Annotated in this window: 10 protein-coding genes and 1 pseudogene; 2 read left to right on the top strand and 9 right to left on the bottom strand. The window is 61.4% G+C overall.

The annotated features are described in order from the left end of the window. Window positions 1–34: 34 nt before the first annotated feature. Both EDC27_RS16915 and EDC27_RS16300 read left to right on the top strand, forming a co-directional pair. A pseudogene (locus EDC27_RS16915) lies at window positions 35–672 on the top strand (SAM-dependent methyltransferase); the annotation flags it as partial. A 165-nt stretch (window positions 673–837) separates the two neighbouring features. Then, entirely contained in the window at window positions 838–3,993 is a 3,156-nt protein-coding gene (locus EDC27_RS16300) for an AAA domain-containing protein (RefSeq protein ID WP_211334871.1), read from the top strand. 24 nt (window positions 3,994–4,017) lie between these two features. On the opposite strand, the gene EDC27_RS10810 is transcribed toward EDC27_RS16300, so the two are convergent. The 9 genes from EDC27_RS10810 to EDC27_RS10760 form a co-directional block, all read right to left on the bottom strand. Then, entirely contained in the window at window positions 4,018–4,233 is a 216-nt protein-coding gene (locus EDC27_RS10810; RefSeq protein ID WP_148045741.1) for an MFS transporter, read from the bottom strand. After that, the gene (locus EDC27_RS10805; protein WP_123290647.1) at window positions 4,224–4,466 is read right to left on the bottom strand and encodes a hypothetical protein; all 243 of its coding nucleotides are present in this window, start codon (window positions 4,464–4,466) and stop codon (window positions 4,224–4,226) included. Before EDC27_RS10805 ends, EDC27_RS10810 begins: the two co-directional genes overlap by 10 nt. 774 nt (window positions 4,467–5,240) lie before the next feature. Beyond that, complete coding sequence (locus tag EDC27_RS10790) at window positions 5,241–8,012, bottom strand: DUF499 domain-containing protein (RefSeq protein ID WP_211334870.1); 2,772 nt, start codon at window positions 8,010–8,012, stop codon at window positions 5,241–5,243. Then, the gene (locus EDC27_RS10785) at window positions 8,012–8,620 is read right to left on the bottom strand and encodes a DUF4276 family protein (protein WP_170161766.1); all 609 of its coding nucleotides are present in this window, start codon (window positions 8,618–8,620) and stop codon (window positions 8,012–8,014) included. The genes EDC27_RS10790 and EDC27_RS10785 overlap by 1 nt, the downstream gene beginning before the upstream one ends. Continuing rightward, complete coding sequence (locus EDC27_RS10780) at window positions 8,613–9,851, bottom strand: AAA family ATPase (protein WP_170161765.1); 1,239 nt, start codon at window positions 9,849–9,851, stop codon at window positions 8,613–8,615. Before EDC27_RS10780 ends, EDC27_RS10785 begins: the two co-directional genes overlap by 8 nt. 10 nt (window positions 9,852–9,861) lie before the next feature. After that, window positions 9,862–13,275, bottom strand: a complete 3,414-nt coding sequence (locus tag EDC27_RS16045) for a DUF1156 domain-containing protein (protein ID WP_170161764.1) — start codon at window positions 13,273–13,275, stop codon at window positions 9,862–9,864. Next, a complete protein-coding gene (locus EDC27_RS10770; RefSeq protein ID WP_123290642.1) occupies window positions 13,272–13,877 on the bottom strand; it encodes a hypothetical protein in 606 nt (201 codons plus the stop codon). The genes EDC27_RS16045 and EDC27_RS10770 overlap by 4 nt, the downstream gene beginning before the upstream one ends. Continuing rightward, window positions 13,862–15,013, bottom strand: coding sequence for an AAA family ATPase (locus EDC27_RS10765; RefSeq protein ID WP_123290641.1), 1,152 nt, complete (start codon window positions 15,011–15,013; stop codon window positions 13,862–13,864). Before EDC27_RS10765 ends, EDC27_RS10770 begins: the two co-directional genes overlap by 16 nt. Further along, the gene (locus tag EDC27_RS10760) at window positions 15,010–18,444 is read right to left on the bottom strand and encodes a helicase-related protein (protein WP_123290640.1); all 3,435 of its coding nucleotides are present in this window, start codon (window positions 18,442–18,444) and stop codon (window positions 15,010–15,012) included. The genes EDC27_RS10765 and EDC27_RS10760 overlap by 4 nt, the downstream gene beginning before the upstream one ends. Window positions 18,445–19,002: the final 558 nt, after the last annotated feature.

Here is a 19,002-nt window from a genome sequence, read left to right as displayed (position 1 = left end):
AAGGGCTGCCCCTACCTTGGGTTAGCCGGGTGTGGGAAGTCGGATGCTCTACCTCGGCAGCGGTTTCGGGAAAATGCTGTGCACATGGGCGCGAGACGACGTCGTCATCGGCACCGGCATTCCCATGAGTCGATTGTTCACTGAGCAGGCAAGACGCCGGCCGAAGAACTCGGTGTCGCCGATCGATTCGAGTTCATCCATGGCAATGCCACCGGCTACGTGCCCGACGAAAGGGTCGATGTGGCGACCTGTGTCGGTGCCACCTGGATCGGCGGGAGAGTCGCCGGCACGGACGTGCTCCTGGCGCGAAGCCTGCGTCCCAGTGGGACCATTACCATCGGCGAGCCCTACTGGCGCCAGAAGGCACCGACGACCGACGGAAGCTGTCGCCAAGGGGTGCCTTGCCCACTCGATCTCCGAGCTCCTTTTGCTCCCGGACCTTCTCGCGTCTTTTGGCCGCTTTAGTTACGACGTCGTTGAAATGATTCTGGCCGACCAAGACAGCTGGGACATATGCGAGACGGCCAAATGGCTAAGCATGCGTCGATAGCTTGATGCTAATCCTGACGATGAGTCAGCCGCAAGAGGTTCGGGCCCTTCTGAGCTCAAAGCCTGTACGCTACGCGACTGACACGCGCGAATTATCTGGTCTGGGGCGTATTTGCTCTAATAAAATGGTCAGGGCGAATTGCCTGGAGATTCACAAAGCGGAGAAAATCCAATCATGCCTCACGGGTTATTCAAGCCGGCGACGCTCGGCGCCACGGCAGCGCTTTGCTTCAGCCGGGATTGAACGTTGGCCGCCGCGGTGCGTGCAGACTCGACGGAGGAAAGCACTTGAGTGACCCCCTGATGCTCATGATCAAGGCGCTCGGCTTAGAGATCGCGGCCATTCGCAAAAAAACCGGCAAGACCCAGATTGAGTTGCGCGCTGGAGAACGCGTCGGTGCGGCCGGCCCCAACTGGATCTATCGCTTCGTGGTGCACGAGGACCTGAACCTGCGGGACGACACACCCATTAGGGTCACAGTGGGCCAGGAGGACGTCGCAGGCCTGTTGTTATCCTTTCGGGACGGGGTGCTACTCGTGGCGCTGGAGAAGGATCTCGGGCCGCGAATCGCAGCCGCCCGTCTAGTCGCCGACGACTCTTTCCTGCTGGAACGCTTGAAAGAGCGTCTCGAGAAAGTGCAAAACGGTGAGGTGTCATTTAATAGGTCCGCGGCCGATCGTGTCTTGGGCCTCAAAGCAGCGTCTACCGCCGATGCCGACCCACACCCCTTGGTCTACAGCGACGGGGCCGCCAACGCTGACCAGATTTCGGCCGTGCGACGCTCGCTCGGCAGCGACATGACCTTCGTCTGGGGGCCGCCCGGCACGGGCAAGACATCCACCCTCGCCCGCATTGTGGAAGCACACTACCGGGCGGGTCGGTCCGTGCTGCTAGTGTCGAATACAAACATTGCCGTGGACACGGCGATGGAACGGGTTGTGGAGCGGCTCCTAGGCGAGCCCCAGTTTCACCAGGGGCTTGTCATCCGCAAAGGGCCTGTGGTGAAGCCCGAGCTGCGCCAGCGCTTCGGGCCGCAGGTCATTTTCGACGACATCGTCGCGCGGCTCAGCGAAAAACTGCAGCGAGACAAGGACGATTTGCTCCGCGAGGTGGCACCCCTTGAGTCCGAGGAGCGCTCGCTCGTCGCGGCACTGAAGATCTACGAGCAGCTCGCTTCCACTCGCGAGGAACTCGCTGCCAACCAGAAAATGCTGGCGGCAACGGAAGAGAACATCGCCAGGCACGAGCAGGAGGCCGAGCAGCACCGCATCCGCGCCGCCAGGGCGCGGTCTGATCTGGAGCGCGCGCAAGGCATGGGACCGGTGCGGCGCTTTTTCTTGAGGCTGGACCCCAAGCGCCTGGCGCGAGAGGCAGCCGAAGCCGATCAGGCGGCACAGGCGGCATTTGAGGCAGCCCGAGCCCTCGCCTCTGACCTCACGAGGTTGAGGGCCGAGATCGCAAGGCTCCGTAAAGAAGTGGACCAGCTCGTTGCCCAAACGCAACCCTATCCGCCGCCCGACCTGATCAAGACGCGGCTCGACAAGCTAGGCATCCTCATTGGCCAGATCCGCAAGCGCATCGAAGCGATCGATAGCGAACTCGCCGCCATCGAGCAGCAAGTCCTCGCCCGCTGCAAGATCCTGGGGACCACCGTTTACCGCACCTACCTCGATAAGGCTTTACAACGCCAGTTCGACACCGTCGTGATCGACGAGGCTTCCATGCTCATGCCGCCGCTCGTCTACTACGCGGCGGGGCTTGCGACGCAGTCGGTGACCGTTGCCGGCGACTTCCGGCAACTCCCGCCAATCGTCATGTCCGACGAGCAGCTCACAGATGAGTGGCTTAAGCGCGACGTCTTCGAAAAGGCCGGTATCCCCAAACGCCTCGCGCAGCGCAAGCCCACCCCGCACCTCATCGCGCTGGGCATTCAGTATCGAATGTGTGAGCGGATCTGCACGCTTGTTAACGATCTCTTTTATGCCGACCACCCCCTGCGTTCGCACCCGAGCGCAAACCGCTGCAACGGCTATTTCCCCCTCTCCGAAGCATCCCTGCTCTACGTGGACACGGCGCCCTTTCACCCGTGGGCGGCGCTCCGGGTCGGGACGTATTCACGCTACAACCTTTTTCATGCGCTCCTGGTCCGGAACATTATCGTCCACCTTGCCGAGACGGGCTTCTTGCCTCCGGCTGGCGAGCCCAACGATGCCGTGGGGGTCATCGCCCCGTACGCTTCGCAGGTGCGCCTAATCCAGTCACTGCTCAACGAACGCCTCGGCGACCGCGCCGCCGGGGTCGTCGCCACCGTCCACCGCTACCAGGGCAACGAGAAGGCGGCGGTGGTGCTCGACCTTACCGACTCGTACGGCACCCACCTTAGCCACTTCCTCAAAGCCACCCGCATGGAGCAGGTGGGTGCGCGCCTGCTCAACGTGGCCGTGAGTCGTGCGCGGCAACACTTGATCCTCCTCGGCAACTTCCAGTACCTGCGGGCGCACGCACCGCGCGACGGATTCGTGCGCCGACTCCTGGACCACTTCGAGCACTTCGGCGAGGCGCTTAACGTGAATGCATTACTACCGCTGGCCGAGCGCGACTGGATCGATGGCTTACACCTCGCGGCGCGCGCCACTTTCGACCTTCCAGAGGAAGGGGCTGGCGTGTTTAACGAGAGCACCTTCTACCCGGCGTTCCTCATGGACCTCGCCCGCGTCCGGGAGTCCATCGTCATCTTTTCGCCTTTCGCAACCCCAAACGGCACGGCTCGTTGGGCTGATCCCCTGCGTGTGGCCCTCGCCCGTGGCGTGAAAGCCCGCATCGTCACCCGCCCGCCCACGGAGTTTGGCGGTGGTTCGTCCAATGAAGTCGTGGAGCTGGTCCAGTCGCTCCGCCGCCTGGGCGTGAAAGTGGACCTACGCGCGCGAATGCATGAGAAACTGGCCATCCTCGATGGGCGCATCCTCTGGCACGGTTCACTGAACATTCTCTCGCACCGCGACACGCACGAGAGCATGCTGCGCTTTGAGAGCCCGGCTGTGTGCCAACAGCTCACCCGCCTCCTCGCCACACCGGCCCGCTGGGGCGACGAGGACGCCGAGGTGTCCCTGCACGCCCACGAAAACCCTGCGTGTCCCCTGTGTGGTGGGCCGACGGTGTTCAAAGAAGGACGCTACGGGATCTACTTCACATGCGAGGACACCACCTGTGAAGGAAAGATGGACATGCGCAGAGGCCGCAGTCAGCGTAGAAGCGGGCATGGGCGCGAAAACGAGGGCAGCAAAGGCCGTGGGCGAAGACAAGACGGCGCGCGTACCGATACCGGCCGGAAGTGTCCCACGCCAGGGTGCACTGGGAGGCTCGTGGAGCGCGACGGTCGGTTCGGTCGATTCCTCGGCTGCACGAACTACCCCCGTTGCCGGTACACGCAGAACGTGGAGTGAAAGGTCAACATTCCCGCTGCCGTTTCAACCTAAGACCCATCGAGACCAGTTCCGCGAAGGCACCCTCGCGTGCAAGGCAAAAGACGCGCCGAAGCGGTCCCACAACAACCCCGCTGTAACGCTGCCCATCACCATGGCAATGCCGCTGACCAGGTTGAAGAGGCGGCATGCCGTACCGCTTAGCTCCACGGGGGCCGTATCGGCAATCATGGCTGCAAGCAATTCCAGGCTCATTCCCATATGACGCCCCTAGAAAGCGCCCCGATCACCACGGTAAGCCGATGGTCGGTGGCGGCCAAAATTAGTTCGGCTGCAATCAGGACCATCCGCCACCGTGATAGCAGCGTGCCGTGGTTCGTACAATCTGAGGGACTGCCAAATGAATAGGTTGATCCCGAATAGACCACGTTCATGCTCATCATCACCAGAGGAACGTAGGCGACGGCAATACCACCCTGTTGGGCAAGAAGCATCAGAAACACTTCCTTGAATCGCGCCCGAGTCAACACCACACCGATGCCGACCACATACCGGTACGCTCAGCTCAGAAGCCCGAGGTTGACATAACGAATCGGATCGGTGCGTCTTGCGCGAAAGTACCGGTCTGGCTCGCATACGCCGAAGTGCAGCAGAGAGACACCGAGCATGGCCGGGGAGACGGCGACCCGAAATACAGCCCGGACCTCACTGGCCCATAGCAGCATCAGGGCAGCCGCCTGGAGCGGGCCAAAGAGCGCGCCGACCGTGTCGAGAGATTGGCGCAGGGTAAATGCCGCCTCTGGCGAATCGCTCAAAGGGTCACTCGAAAACGGTAACACCGGCACCCTGACGTGCCGGGTGCCCGTCAACCGGGTCGTGTACGCCGCTCCGTCCGGGGTTCTCCACCGGTAGCCGCCCAAGGGCCCTCGGACGCTCCGAACGGTCGCACTCCTCCGCAAAGCCATTGACCGACAGGTGTTCCTCGAGTACGGCGAGGTAGTGAACCCGACTGCTATCGTACGCCGGGTGGGGATCACTCCTGCCTGCGGTAGCAAGCACGGTAGGCAGGTGCCCCCCCGGGTGACCCGGGTTATGGGGCTGCTCTGCCTCCCGCCCGAGATCAAGGAGCACGTCCTCGTGCTTCCCGATATTTTACGGCAGCCGGCCATCACCGGGCGGGCATTGCGGCCGATGGCGTAACTGCAGAAAGTGAGCGACCAAAAGTTGACGTTCGGCCAGCCGATCCGGACCCAGAGAGCGCTCTGACCTTAACCCTCCTCGATGCGTATCTTGTCCGCCAAACCGAGGTCATGCAGGATTTGTTGGAGGTCCGACGTGAGGCTCCCTGCGAGATTAGGATCAACCGTGACCGAGAAGACCACGTCGACCTTGAGATCGGCGCCTGACCGGAGCTTTGGCAAGACTTTTGTCCCAAGCCGATTCCATAATTCTGGTGGGACAGCGCCTTCCAGCCGAATGGTCCTCGGCGGAAGGACCGTCGGGGGATTCGGCACAGGCGGCTCGGGTCCAGAACCTGGTTCGCCTGGCGGTACAGGGGGCTCCGGTTCGGAATGCGGTTCGGGGTCCGGAACACCCTCTTTGAGCGCCTGCGCCTTGGCTTTCTTCAGCAGGAAAACATCGGACTCGAAGGCAACCTCGTCGGCGTTGACGACCTCCTGAAACCAGACCCTCTCGTAGGTACCATCGGACTTCTGCCCCGAGGCGAGTCCGAAATCACCCTTTTCGACGAATTCGACGATTTTTTGCCGCAGGGTCTTATCAGGGTCCAGCAACCGCGTGAGTGACCCGTCGAGGAAACTCTGTCGCAAGCTTGCAAGCGGCCACGCGCCGGACTCCTTGAGAGCAGGTGGCCAGTTTCGATCGATGTATCCCGCGCCGACGGACTCGTTGAGGAACGCCTCCGACCTGAGCGCGGCAAGGACCCGGCCGCAGAGGGTCTCGCCACTACTGGAGTGACCAGCCCCCAGGTCGATAATTTTGAGCCCGTCGGCTTCCTGTTGGTCCGCGATCACCGCAAACCGATACCCACCCCAGACTTCATCTCTGGCAGCATTTTCTGCCGCGGCGACCTTCGACTGAAGTTCGGCGCGATCCCCTCGGTGGAAATCCCCTGCCAGCGTGCCGTCGTCCACTTCCCTCTTGACCCGTTTCCAGGCAAGCCAAAGCTCTACCTTCTCGCGCAGTTCGCGGCCCGGCTTCTTGATGCACCACACAAGCGATGCCGGATAGAGGCGTGGTGATTTTCCGCGCTGCTTGGTCCACTCGGCGATCTGTTGCCGCAGCAAGCCGTCGTCCGTCCACTCGGCCTCAGGGTCGACGATGACCAATAACAGCCGTGGCGTATCCGGGACCTCCGCGCCGTCCCGGGGGAACGGCAGGACGGGAATACTGGCCCCCCGGCGGAACTCGTCCTCGAGGAGTTTACAAATGGCCGGCTTGATCTCCGTATCCTCGTCCAGAGACGCCCGCCGGTCGCTGACCACTTTCTTCAGCGTGGGCCGATAGTCGATCTTGAACCCGTCGGAGCCCACCTTCCGAATGAAGTAGGACTTGTCCTCCAGGGCAAAGGCGGCGTTGTCCACGGACGTTGTGTCCACCTCGGGCTCGCCAACGGCGAAGCGCAGTTCCGGCAGGTGCGCGACCTTGTCCGTCTGGCCTCCCGACGACTCAAAGAGAATCGCCGCCCCAACCCTGCGATGGATGTCACGGAGCGGGCCCTTGGTGTCGGCGTCCAACGCTTTGGCGTGAGCCTGCTCGCCCGCGATGTCCGCCTCGATGGCCGCAACGAGCCGGGACTCACCCAACTGGCCGAGAATCGTGCTGCGGAAGCTCATATCATGCAGCGGCGCCGAACCGAGCGTGATCAGTGGTTCACGCCGCGCCTTGGTAAAGCCTTCGCGATACGCCCAGGCGATCCACTGGGCCAGCATCGCCAGCGTCCCACGCGTCTGCTGGTACTGCGAGAGCGCCTGCCACTTCCGGTGGAAGACCGAGAGTGTCGCCGGGTGGAACGGGTAGCACGCCTCGAACCGGCGAAGAAGGAACTCCCTCGCTTTGGCCTCCGTTGCCAATGTGTCCACGGCGGTCCATTCGGGTGGAAGCTCTGCGCGCCGCTTGAAGCACCAGTCGGCGAAAGCCTTGGCCACGTTCTTCCTAGTACGCTCGCTTCCCAGATCCTCGAAGAGCCGCCGGCGGACAACCTCGCTGATCTCCGCCTCGTCGTTGGCCATGAGGTCCTTGGCGACGCGACGAACCACCTTGGTGATCTTGTCCTGCCACTGCATGTCCCAGTCGGTCATCTCCACTTGGCTGCGCGGCAGGCTGATCACCACCGCACCGTGACTCGTTCCCGTTGTGGCAACGGTGAGGTTCTGGATGAAGGCATGGAAGGACTCCGCCATGTCCCGATGCCGGTTGAGGAAGTTCAGCACCTCGTCGAAGAGGAGGAGGACGGGCGCGTCAGCCGCCTTGAAAACGCGCCCGATGGACTCCGTTCCCGGCGGGGTCGTCTTTGCGGCGGTTCCGAGCACCTGGGCGCCTTTATCGCCCGCGAGCTGGCGGGCGATGTCGATCCATGGTGTCTCGCGGCCTTCTTGCGGGTCCCAGGCGTTTCCCACGAACACGCCCACCCGCGCCTTGGGAACCGACGTGAGACCGGCCTCTCGCAGCAATTCGGACACTCCCGGGTAGCCGGCCGCCTTTTCGGCGCTCGTGGTCAGGTGGTACAGGGCGGTCAGCGTGTGCGTCTTGCCGCCCCCAAACTGGGTGATCAAGGTCAGTACCGGTGCGGTGTTATGGGTCTCGCCCGAAAGTCTTCGTAGCACCATACCGGCGTGCTCGCGCAGCGCCCTGGTGAAGCAGGTGCGAGCGAAGAACTGCTCCGGGTCGCTGTAGTCCTCCGGGGCCGTCTTTGCCACCACCTGCTCGAGAGCGATGGCGAACTCGTCCGGGTTGAATGATCGTCCTTCCCGGACCTCCTTTCGCGGTGTGGCGACTTTGTACCACGGCTGCAATTTCATTATTCGTCCCTCCTTTTTGCCTGCCGCAGCTTGGCACGCAGGTCACCCAAGAACGCCTTCAGTGAGGGATCGTTTTTACTGGCTCGATACAAGTCCATTGCAGTGACCAGCTCTGCTGCGAACTCGATTCCGCCCAGGGTTGGCGGATAGCCCCCTTGACGCACAGCATTGGCCAAAATTGTCTTATAGTGGTCGCGGGCGCACTTCGTCTTGCCAACGGTTGGCCGGTAACCCACGACTTGTTGAAAGGAATCCGGATCGGCTAGGTACCAGCACTCGACATGCGGATCCGGGCAAGCCGCAATCACCTTAGCCGGAATAGCCTCGCCCGTCGCAGTAGCTATCTGGTCCCTCTTCTTGGTGAACCTTTCGCAGTTGCCGTCGATGCCCACGACAAAGAGATCGGGGCATTCCTCCACGCCTTTCTGGATGAGTCGCAGAAAGAGCTGGAGCTCCTTGCCGGCGCGAGCATGACCGCCACGCGCCGACCGCACGCGCACTTTGACGGCAACCTGTTCCTCCGCTGCAATTCGAAAAAGCAGCGGCTTAAGGAATTCCTCATGTGCTCGATCCTCGACGAAGAGGTCTATGATGAGCGGCTCACTCATCGACAAGTCCTCGAAGCATAAGACTTTCAAAAAGGCCGTCTTCGGTTGCGGCCGTGAGCGCCTCAGCAATTTCAATGTCCTTAAAGAGGGGCCCTGAGACATCAAACGGTCTAACCACTGTTGCAGCGCCCTCACGCCGGACGTTGTAAAGCGCAAAGTTCTTGTTTGGTTTGTCCTTTGCAATCTTCAGTATGGCATCACAGAAAAGCGGGGAATGCGTGGTGACTATCACCTGGCGATTTCTTTCCAACGCAAGAGAGGTCACCAGCCGCGCGATCAGTTCTAGCCGTCTCGGGTGGACGCCATTTTCAGGTTCCTCGAATGCCAACACCGAACCAGCCCAGGGATTTACAACTATTGCGCAAAGCGCGAGAACGCGTAGCGTGCCCTCCGAAACGATGCGCGAGGAGTAGTCGATGCCTGCCTGGCGCACGAGGATGTCCAGTGTGCCGCGCCGTTTGTCCAGGTCGACACTGAGGTCCTCAACGCTGGGCACGATCGTGCGAAGGGTCCGTACGACCGCCTGAAAATCCTTCGGACGCTCGCCTTTCAGGCGATAGAGAAACGGGGCAATGTCTCCGCCCAAGACCCCGATGTCTTGGACATCCAATGGCGGTCGTGCGGCCCGCATGGCAACCCGCGGATCCAAGTAGTATGTCCTCCAGCCCGAGAGCTCTTGCCTCGTGCGCTCCAGCGCCCGGTACTCCACGCCGGCGAAACGAGGATCAGAAACGACGGAGTGATTTAGGCCGAGCGGCTCTTGTCGGGGATGGGCGGGTTTGCTTTTACGACGGATGTGGAGATTTGAATCAACCCGTTCGACCACCGGCCGACCTTTCGGCTCTCTCCGGGCGCTTAGTTGAGCGAGGTACTCGTCGGCGACGGTGAGTCGCCCTGAGGCCGTTTCGATGGATATTTCGATCCGGTAGCGATAGGCATCCTTGCCCACACGGAGGTCTGCTTCCAAACTAAAGCAAGCACGATTGGCGCTCAGCAACTCCTGAAGTCCGCCGGCGGGATAGGAAAACGCCTCGATCGGGTAGCCGCGGATAGGCTCCGCAAGTGCGTCGGACAGCGTCCGTAGCGTGCCAATGCGGGAGAGTGCTTGCAGCGCATCGAGCAGGTTGCTCTTGCCCGCGGCATTAGGGCCGAACAGCACCGTGAGGGGCGGCAGCGTTAACCTAACATCGGCAAGGGACTTGAATCCTTGGATTCGCAACGTTTCCAGCATGAGCCTTCCCTCATCTCGGCACTGCCAGGAGCATCGCATCCAGCAGGCGCTTTTCTTCGCTTCCCTTCGGGTACAAGGCCGAGAGCGCGTTGGCCAGGCGCAAAAAGTCCGGCCCGCGCCCCTGCTCTGCTTTCAAAAGAGCTCGCAGGGCGTTGGCTCGACCGCCGGCTTGAAGGAGCATCGCCATGTGCACCCGGTCGAGCGTCGTCGCTTCGCGACTGGTCTCCAGGGCCTCGCCTGCCTGCGCCGCGTGCGTCGCGGCAGGCAAGTCCGGCACGTTGACGGCAGGTTTCCTGCGCCCGCGACCGCGCCCTTTGGCTTTCGCCGTCACCTCCCTATTCATGAAGAGCACCAGCTGACGAGTGTTTGCGGCGGGGGCCTTTTCCAGTCGCCGGGCGATGGCCTCCGCCCCGTCCTTGCCAAACAACACCTTGGCCCGCTCGTGGATAGACAGGAGGCGGACGACCCCTTTCTTTGTCTCGATGATCCGGCCTTCCCACCTGGGAAGATCGATCCCCAGGGGCTGGGCGAAGCGGCGCACCACATCGAAGACCAGGCTGTAACCCTTCGCCTTGCCCCTTGGGGTGGTTTCCTCTTCATCCTCGTCGCCTCCGTCCTCGTCGTTGGCCTCCTCGTCCGCCTTCCCGCCTGGGCCGTTTTGGCCGTTGGTGGATTGAAGCGTCCAGAGGAAGAGCGCCGTGAGCCGCGCATCTTCTTCCAGCGCCCCTGCCACGCCATTGCGCGCTTTGGCCTCGGCCGTGCCCAGCACGTTTTCCAGCGCCGTTCGTCCCACCACTTCCCACACCTTTTCCAAATACTCGGCGAGCTTGACCTCCCGGCCATCCGCGGTTTCGACCCGGCTGTACCGACTGAAGATCTCCAAGGCCGGACCGATGCAGGCGAAGACGAGGTCCGCCCCGCGGATGCCTTCCTGCTGAAGCCGCTCCATCCAGTCGCCGACACGCTTTGGGAGTTCGCGGAGCACGTCCGCCCAGTCGCCAACCGGCGCATCCTCTGGCCGCGGCCGACAGACGAGGTGCACACTGGTGGCCAGCGCTGCGGATTCCATGGCTCTCATCCGATCCGGCTTTTCCGTGGCAATCGGCCACGATCCCGTGATTGTCCAGCCGGCGCGGATCATCCCGGAAAGCAGCGCTTCCCAGCCCTCGGTGGTCTTGTGGGCAAAGACCACGGAAGCAATACCGTCTTCCCGCAAAATCCGCCGGCCTTCGGCGAAGGCGCGGGCCATGGCTTCTTCGTAGAAGGCCTTATCCTTTGGCCGTCCGTCATCGGTTTGCGAGCGCTCGTCCTGCACCACCTCCCGATCCTTGGGAGTAAGCGGGTTTTCCGGATTGAATGGGTCACGCAGCAGGGGATGGCCGGGCAGCGCCCGCTTGAGCCAGACGAAAAAGAAGTCTGACAGATCCGCATAGGGCACTGCGTCGTAGTACGGCGGATCGGTGAACCAGACCGTGGCTGCATCGTCAGGCAACGGGTGCTCGGTGGCGTCAGCAAGTTGAACCTGAGTCGCTTGATGGACAATCGTCACGACCGTGCTCAATGCATTCGCGGCCCAATCCACTGCAACAACTAACGAGCCGGATGAAGCGCCGATGGGCAGCACTTCTCCCCAATCCCACAATATTGGTAAAGCCTGCCGACTAAAGGTCGCAACACTCTTTTCCATGTGATTTGCCCAACGGGAAAGACTCGAACTAAAATCGCATAGTTTGCTCAATGCAAACGCCAGTGCCCCCCGCACGGCTTGGTTCCGCACTTTTTTGTGCGTGCCCTCCGTCTCTGTGGGGGGGTGGGTTAGCAGCCGCACCAGCGTCACCAGCGCCACCTTCTGCCGCGCCGTGAACAGGTCACCCCACTGAAGCATGCCGTACTTTTGCACGCTGAACGCGCGACCGGCACCGGAGCCACCGCCTTCTGGCGTCGGCTCATCCGGCACCGGGCAGAGGCCCTTTCTGCCGCCCCGTTCCCATTCGTCGAGAATCGCTTTGAGCCGCTGCTGCGCCTTCCAGACGGCCTGGTAATCGCGCTCGGTGGGCAGGCGGTAGTGCCTGCCTTGCCGGCAGGCAGGCCTGCCTTGCTCACCGGGCCGTAGTGTCACCACCGCCAACAGACGGGCCCCGCCCGTGCGCCGCCCCTTATGGTCGAAAACCACATCCGCGCCACCGCGCTGCGCAGCGAGTTGCGCGCGCACCCGTTCGGGCGGCAGGACCGCGCCACAACACAGACAGGTCGCTCGCGCACGCGTGACCGTCCCGTTCGGGACATCCTTTTCGCTCTCCGGCGCGAAGACCTCAAACTCGACCTCTGGGCTTTTGCCCTTTTCTTTATACCTTTTCACTTGATACCGCAGTGCCCACTTGCGGTTGGCCTTCTTGCAGAGCCAGAAGGAGCGCACAAGGGGAATTTCGGCGCCGCAGTTGGGTGATTCACATCGCACCGTGCGCGCCCAAAGATAGGCAATGGGTTTACCTGCCGAAGCGCGAGCGGAGGCAGGCGGAGCATCAACGCGCTTTTTCAACCACTCCCGGCCGGAACCGCTCTTGAGTTTCTTCTCAAGTTCTGCGGCTTCTTCGCGGCTGTCGAACTTCTCCCAATAGACAAGTTCGACAGGAAGTCTCCGCGATGTCCGGTCCACGCCTCCTGCTTCGTGCTGTTTGATCCGGCGCGGAATGTCATCCGCGAGACCGATATAGATGCTCTTGTCGGAACAACGCAGAGCGTACACGTATGATTTGCCTGGTTCCGGGTGCGGCGCCTGCCTACGGTCTTCGACCTCCGGCAGGCAAGGGTACAGCTCTGCCAATTCCTCCTCTGCTTTCTTTTTGATCTCGGCGCCCACACGCCGCAGTTCCTCGGCCAGCTTCGGTCCGTGGCGGGGGATGTCCTCGAGCATGACCTTGAGGATCAAGCATGCGACGGGATTCAGGTCACTGGCAAAGGCTTCGCAGCCCAGCCGCAAGGCCTCCAGCGGAATCGAGCCACCGCCGGCGAAGGGATCGACGACCAGCGGCGTTTCGTCTTTATGAGCTGCTTTCACGAGCGCCCGGGAGACGTCGAGATAATTACGGTTTGCCGCCAGGTCCCAGTTAGCGAAGTCGGCGATGAACTTGAGCAGCCAGCGCCGGAGGTCGCCGTCGTTCGACTGCGCCGCCCCCTGGTAAAGGGTGGCAAGGACTCGTCGGGCCTGCGCCTTGAAGTCGTCCGGGCAATGGGGATCGGCGGGGTCGGGCAACAGCAGGCCCAACAGGACGGCGCGGCAGGAAGCGAGCGGTCGGCGCGCCCACCACAGATGCAATGTGCTCGGATGCCCGTGGCGAATAGACTTTTCCCGCGCCGCGTGCTTAGACACATCGGCAATCGGAAAGTCCACTTCGGCCAATCGCTTGCACTCTTTGGGGATCATGTCGCGTTCCTCATCAATCGCTCGAGACAGGTGATGGCGCGGCGCAGGCTTTCGGCTTTTTGTGCAGCCACATGGGGACGCCAATGTCGCTCGACGTACTCGATCAGGCGTGAGACATACGCGGGGCCGATCGAGCGGCCGCTGCCCTCACGCGGCACCATATCAGCACGGCTGTTTTTCCGTCGCGATCTGCGCGCAAGGTTGACCATCTCGACCTTCGCGTTTTGGAGGGCTTCGGGGTCAGAAGGAACGAGACTCCGCGCGACGCCCAAGGACGTGGCCAACGCCTCGTGGTCGGCGATGAGCCAAGCCTCGACTTGGCGTACGGCGACGCGAAAGCAAAGCCGGGGCTCAGGCGCGTCCAACCAGCTCTTTCGTAGCAACAGCGCACATTCTGCGTCCCCGTTTAGGTCGACCAGCACGAACCACAGCGCATGCCGGGCTGCTTTGTTGTAACCACCGATCTTTTTGCGCAGCGACTGTCTCCCCTGTTTGCCGTACACGGACCCCAGACGACCACCGACATCGTTTATGAGCCGACAGGCAACGGCTTCATCGAGAAGCCCTTCCACGGCCACGGAAATGATCATCGGCTGTGGCATACACACACATCTCCAAAAAGGGTAAGTTGCTCAACCTTTTTCGGCCGAGTTTTGGGAATCACGGCGTCGGCCAGCGACAGGCCTCCCTTCAGCAGGTCGCGGATGTCTTGATGTGCGGCTGCGGTCGTGAACTCCGTGCCTTCGCTTTTGGGGACAAGAAGCAGCACTTCGTCGAGCCCGATCCCCTCATCTCGAAGCAAGTCCGGAGAATGCATGCTAAGGAAAATCTGACGCGCTGTTCGGCGCCCGGCGCGGGCGAAGACTTGCGGAAGGCGGCAGATGATCTCGGGATGCAACGAGAGCTCCGGCTCTTCAAGAAGCAACGGCCCCTTCTTGTCCTGTGTTGCCCACAAAAGCCCAGTCAAACGAAGAGTACCGTTAGAGAACTGCTCGTCGGTCTGCCGTGCCCCTTTTGGGCGCCAGTGGTGGTACTTGCCACGCAGGTGCGGCGTGCCGCGCTCATCGCGGAACAATTCAATCTCATTCAGTTGTGGGACCGCGAACTTCAGCGCGTTCAGAATCCGTTTAGGCCGAACAGACCGCGTGCGCTCCGATGTCTTCCCAACCTGCTCCAGGAAATCACCACCGAAAGGGTCATTCTCACGTCCGGTTGCGCGATCGGGTTCCTTTACCAGTTGCAGTACGATGTGCAGGTAACGAATGCTCGCGAAGAACGAAGCCAGCCTACGAAACGGCTGGTTGACATTGACCTGTTCGATGTAGGTCTGCGTAAGCCGTATCGGGTCGGCGCGGTCCTCGAAGGTCGGCCGCTCAAGCAGCAGCTTGACCCCATGGCGGACACGTTCCGTTCGCACCAAGGGCTGACGTTGTTTGTTTTGGCCGAATGAGAGCTCGTAGTCCCAGTAACCCCGGCCATTTTCGACCATGACGTGAATCCTAACCTCCGATTGGCGCCGCGCCGCAAGGCACCGAATAGCGCTCACGCCACCGCGGCGACGGACAGCCTCTTGAAGCCCACCGCCGGTGGATGCAAGATCACGAAGAAAACGGAACGCGTCCAGAAAGTTGGACTTGCCCGACGCATTAGGGCCGACCAGAAACCGGCGGTCGCGGATCTCTGCCTCCGCATGGGCGAAGTTCTTCCAGTTTTTCAACGTGATCTTTCGAATCTTCATCTTGTGTTTCCATACGGTGGCGAGTCCTCCCGCACCTGCATAGGGCAGGTGAGGGCATTCACCGACAGGTAGTAGTGCGCTACTTTCGTGACTTCGTGCCACGCTAAGCGAGCGGGGTCCTTGATCGGCTCCTGCAGTTCGGGATTGGTGTCACAGTCGGTGACAATGTAAAGCCAATAGCAATCGCGTCGGTCCTCGGCCACACGACGCTCGTTTGGAGTGAGGAGGATCCTGCCCGTGGCACCCGCCAGACCCTTCACCTCGATCAGCCGCAGCTCGCCCGAGTTGAGATCGACGCTCGTGATGTCGTACCCTAAATTCTTTTCGTGAACATCGTAGACCTGTCGCCCTTGGGCTCGTTCATACTCCATGACGACCCGCATGGCCGTGGCTTCGGTCTCCGGGTTTGGCTGCAGCCGCTGGACCTCGGGCGCCTCGCGTTCAGGATGGGGGAGAACGAGAACGCTGGCGATGCGCTCAACCGCCTGCAAGGACAGTGCGCGCTGCTGGTCCAGTTCCCTTCGTCGCCGCTCCCGTCGCTTGAGAAGCTTCTCGTGGCGGGCCTCCGCCAGGGCGAGCCGGCCTTCCGCACCCTGCTCACCCCGTTCCACACTCTCTTGGGCCTTTCCAATATCCTCGTCGGCCTTTTGGAGAAGCTCGGTCAGCGAGAGCTCCACGTGCTTGGCAATCCGGTTCAGCTCGGTGACGCGTTCGGCGCGTACCTCTTCCAGAAAGGGGGCCAGGGCATGCTCGTTAAGCCAGACCGTGGGCTCGGCGGCCGTAGCCACAGCTGGTAACGTAGCCGGCGGCGCCGCCGGGATAAGGTTTCCCAAGAGAAGAGGCTCTCGCAGAACCGGTTCGCCGTCGTTTGTGACCTCAACTGCAAAAAGCCGCTCGTGGATCACCTGGCCGAGGCCATCCACGACGCGGGCACGGTAAAAGTCGATTCGAGCGGGCTCTTCGTGCTGCAGGGAGTAGAAGGACGCCCCTTTGTTGAAGACCTCAAGAGCCTGTGCGTAAATGTGCCGCCGAATCGCCTCAAAGAGTGGGTGTCCCGGCGTGACCCATTCCAGGTTGTTCTTCTCGGCGGTCTCTCGATCCGTGGAGCAGCGAGGGTACTTCGGTGCCAGCGACGGCAACTTCCAGTTCGGATCCCTTTCGTAGTGGTGAAGCACCGTTGGTGTGCGGCCCGGCTCGAAGGAGTGGGGAAGACTTGGAAGGTTCTTGATGGTGAACGGCACGAACTCGGCCGCCTCGCGGATGAACCGAGCAATGGTCTCCGGTACGACGCGCCGCTCCTGAGCCCGGGCTTTACGCTCGATGAGCATCCTCAGGTTGAGTTTCTTCGAGGCCAGCCCCTCGAGGGCGTTTTGACAAATACGACGGAACTCGCCTTCGTCCACATTTTGAAGCAACCGCTCTTCGAGGTCGGCATCGCCCAGGCGTCCGGCGTAATAGTCTCGTAGAACCCTCTCGACATGGGCAGCAGGGAGAATCTCGCCGACCACGTTGAAGACGGCATCGTCGTCAAGGGCATCTCGGATCTCCTGGAGTTTTTCTAGCAGGCGCTGCAGCACCCGACCTTCGATGGTGTTGGTGGCCACGAAGTTGAAGATCAGGCAGTCCTTGCGCTGGCCGTAGCGGTGGATACGGCCCATTCGCTGTTCGAGCCGGTTCGGGTTCCACGGGATGTCGTAGTTGAAAAGGATATTGCAGACCTGCAGGTTGATTCCCTCGCCGGCCGCCTCGGTCGCGACGAGAATCTGTGTCGCACCCTCCTTGAACTGCTGCTCGGCATAGAGTCGGGTGCCCGGCTCGTCACGTGTCCCGGGCTTCATTCCACCGTGAATGCACCCAACCCGGAAACCCCAGGACTTCAGTCGAGCCACCAGGTAATCGAGTGTGTCCTTGAACTCGGTGAAAAGGAGCAGCCTTTTTTCCGGGTGGTCGAAAAAGCCTTCCTGTTGGAGCAGCTCCTTGAGCTTCGTCAGCTTGGCCTCTGCGCCGGAGTTCTCGACCGACTTAGCCTGGGCCGCCAGTTCCTTGAGCTTTTGAATTTCCTCCTGGACCTGCTGGGCGTTGTCCGTGAGGGTGACGGCCTCGAGAATCTTTTCGAGGCGCTCGCAATCGCCCTCCTCCATTTCGTCGAGCTCATCTGGGGCAGGAAGATCCGGAAGTTCAGGCTTCGCCTGGTCCTGAGCCTGCTTCGACCTTTCCTCAAGACGCTTGGCTCGGCTCTGGAGCGAGCGCCGCATCGCATAGGTGCTAGAGGCCAGCCGGCGCTGATAGAGCGACATCAAGAAGCCCATGGCGCGGGCCCGCGGGTCATCGCCCTGGGCGGCGGCCTTGGCACTCTGTTGCTTTACGAAAGACGTGACGTTTCGGTAAAGGTCGAATTCCGGTCCATCGATCTGAAACTTCACCGTGTGCGGAATACGCTTGGTGAAGATCTTCTCGGCCACCCATGTACCGTCCGGGCGGCGCTCCGGGAAGTAGACCATCGCTTCCTTCGTGCGGCGTAGGTAGAAGGGCGCGCGGCGGCGTTCCATGGCCTCGCGAATGGACCGGACGTCCGCGTAGGCATCCGCATCGAGAAGCTGGAGAAAGAGGCTGAAGTTTGTAGGATCGCCTTTATGCGGCGTGGCCGTGAGCAGAAGCATGTGGTCCGCCGTGTCTCTCAGGATCTCGCCCAGCTTATAGCGGAGGCTCTTGTGGGCCTCGTCGACCGCCGACATGCGGTGCGCCTCGTCGACGATAACCAGGTCCCAATGGACCTGCCGTAGCCCGGGAAGGATTTCCTCGCGCTTGGCCAGGTCGAGTGAGGTGATGACTCGCTTCTGCTTCAGCCACTGGTTCACGCCGAATTGGTCTCGGATGTCGCTGCCCTTCAGGACGAAAAACTCCTCGTCAAATTTCTCCTTGAGCTCACGCTGCCACTGAAAGGACAGGTTGGCGGGGCAAACGATGAGGATCCGGTCCACGAGGCCCCGGAGCCCGAGCTCGCGGATCAAGAGGCCGGCCATGATCGTTTTCCCGGCTCCGGCGTCATCGGCCAAGAGGAACCGCACCCGGGGAAGCTTGAGGAGGTAGTCGTAAACCGCCTCGAGCTGATGAGGCAGCGGGTCCACGCGGGAGATGGAGAGGCCGAAGTAGGGATCGAATTCGTAGGCTAGCCCAAGGGCGTACGCTTGCAGCCCAAGGCGAAGAAGACGCCCGTCGCCATCGTAGGAGTGCCGAACATCGATAATGTTAAGCCCCTCGATGTCGCGGGTCGTGAGAGTGACCCTGCGGAATCGCTCCGATTGCGTCCCGACCAGCCCGGCCTCCCACGTGTCGGGGCCAATCGCACGAAGAGTTTCCACTCGCATTGGCTCGCTGAACAGCGACCCGGTGAGAATCTGTCCTTCGCGTAAGAGCCTGTTCTCACTCATTGCGACGTTTCCTTTCTCGGTGACTTTGCCCCCTGTGCCTCCAGTTCCTCTTTCATCTCGGTAATTTTTTCACAAAGAATGGGAGCGGCACCCACCTGCCGTTCTCCCGGTGCTTCACAATGCTGTTGATGGGGCCGACTCGATGGTTCTCGCCTGGGCGCGGCAGAAGGCATTATCCGATGGGGATTGCTCCTGTCCGGCGGACCTGACCCGAACGTGCCGATTCTCCCGTGTGTAATCCCTATACTGCGGCATCTCAGGCTCTCAGTTGAAAGCACTGAAGGCCATCCCCGGCCCCAAAAGACTGTCTTGAGTGGAACGACTCTCATACTAGCGTTGGGATGCTTTTTATCAACAAGAAAGTTGTAGATATGGCGTATTGGTTAGGTTACGAGAGCAACTCGAGGACCTTATCAAGCCCTAATTTAAGCGATTCTGACACGAGAAAGAGCCGGCGATCGTCTGCCTGATCACCGATGAGTTGATTCTGGCACTCCGATGGTCATCCTTGAGCTACTGAATGTGCAATTTTTTTGTGCATGAGCCCTGATGCTTAGT

The sequence above is a fragment of the Desulfosoma caldarium genome (assembly GCF_003751385.1).
Lineage (GTDB): Bacteria > Desulfobacterota > Syntrophobacteria > Syntrophobacterales > DSM-9756 > Desulfosoma > Desulfosoma caldarium.
The sequence above is the reverse complement of the archived record's forward strand: the minus strand, read 5'-3'. Positions and strand labels throughout refer to the sequence as shown.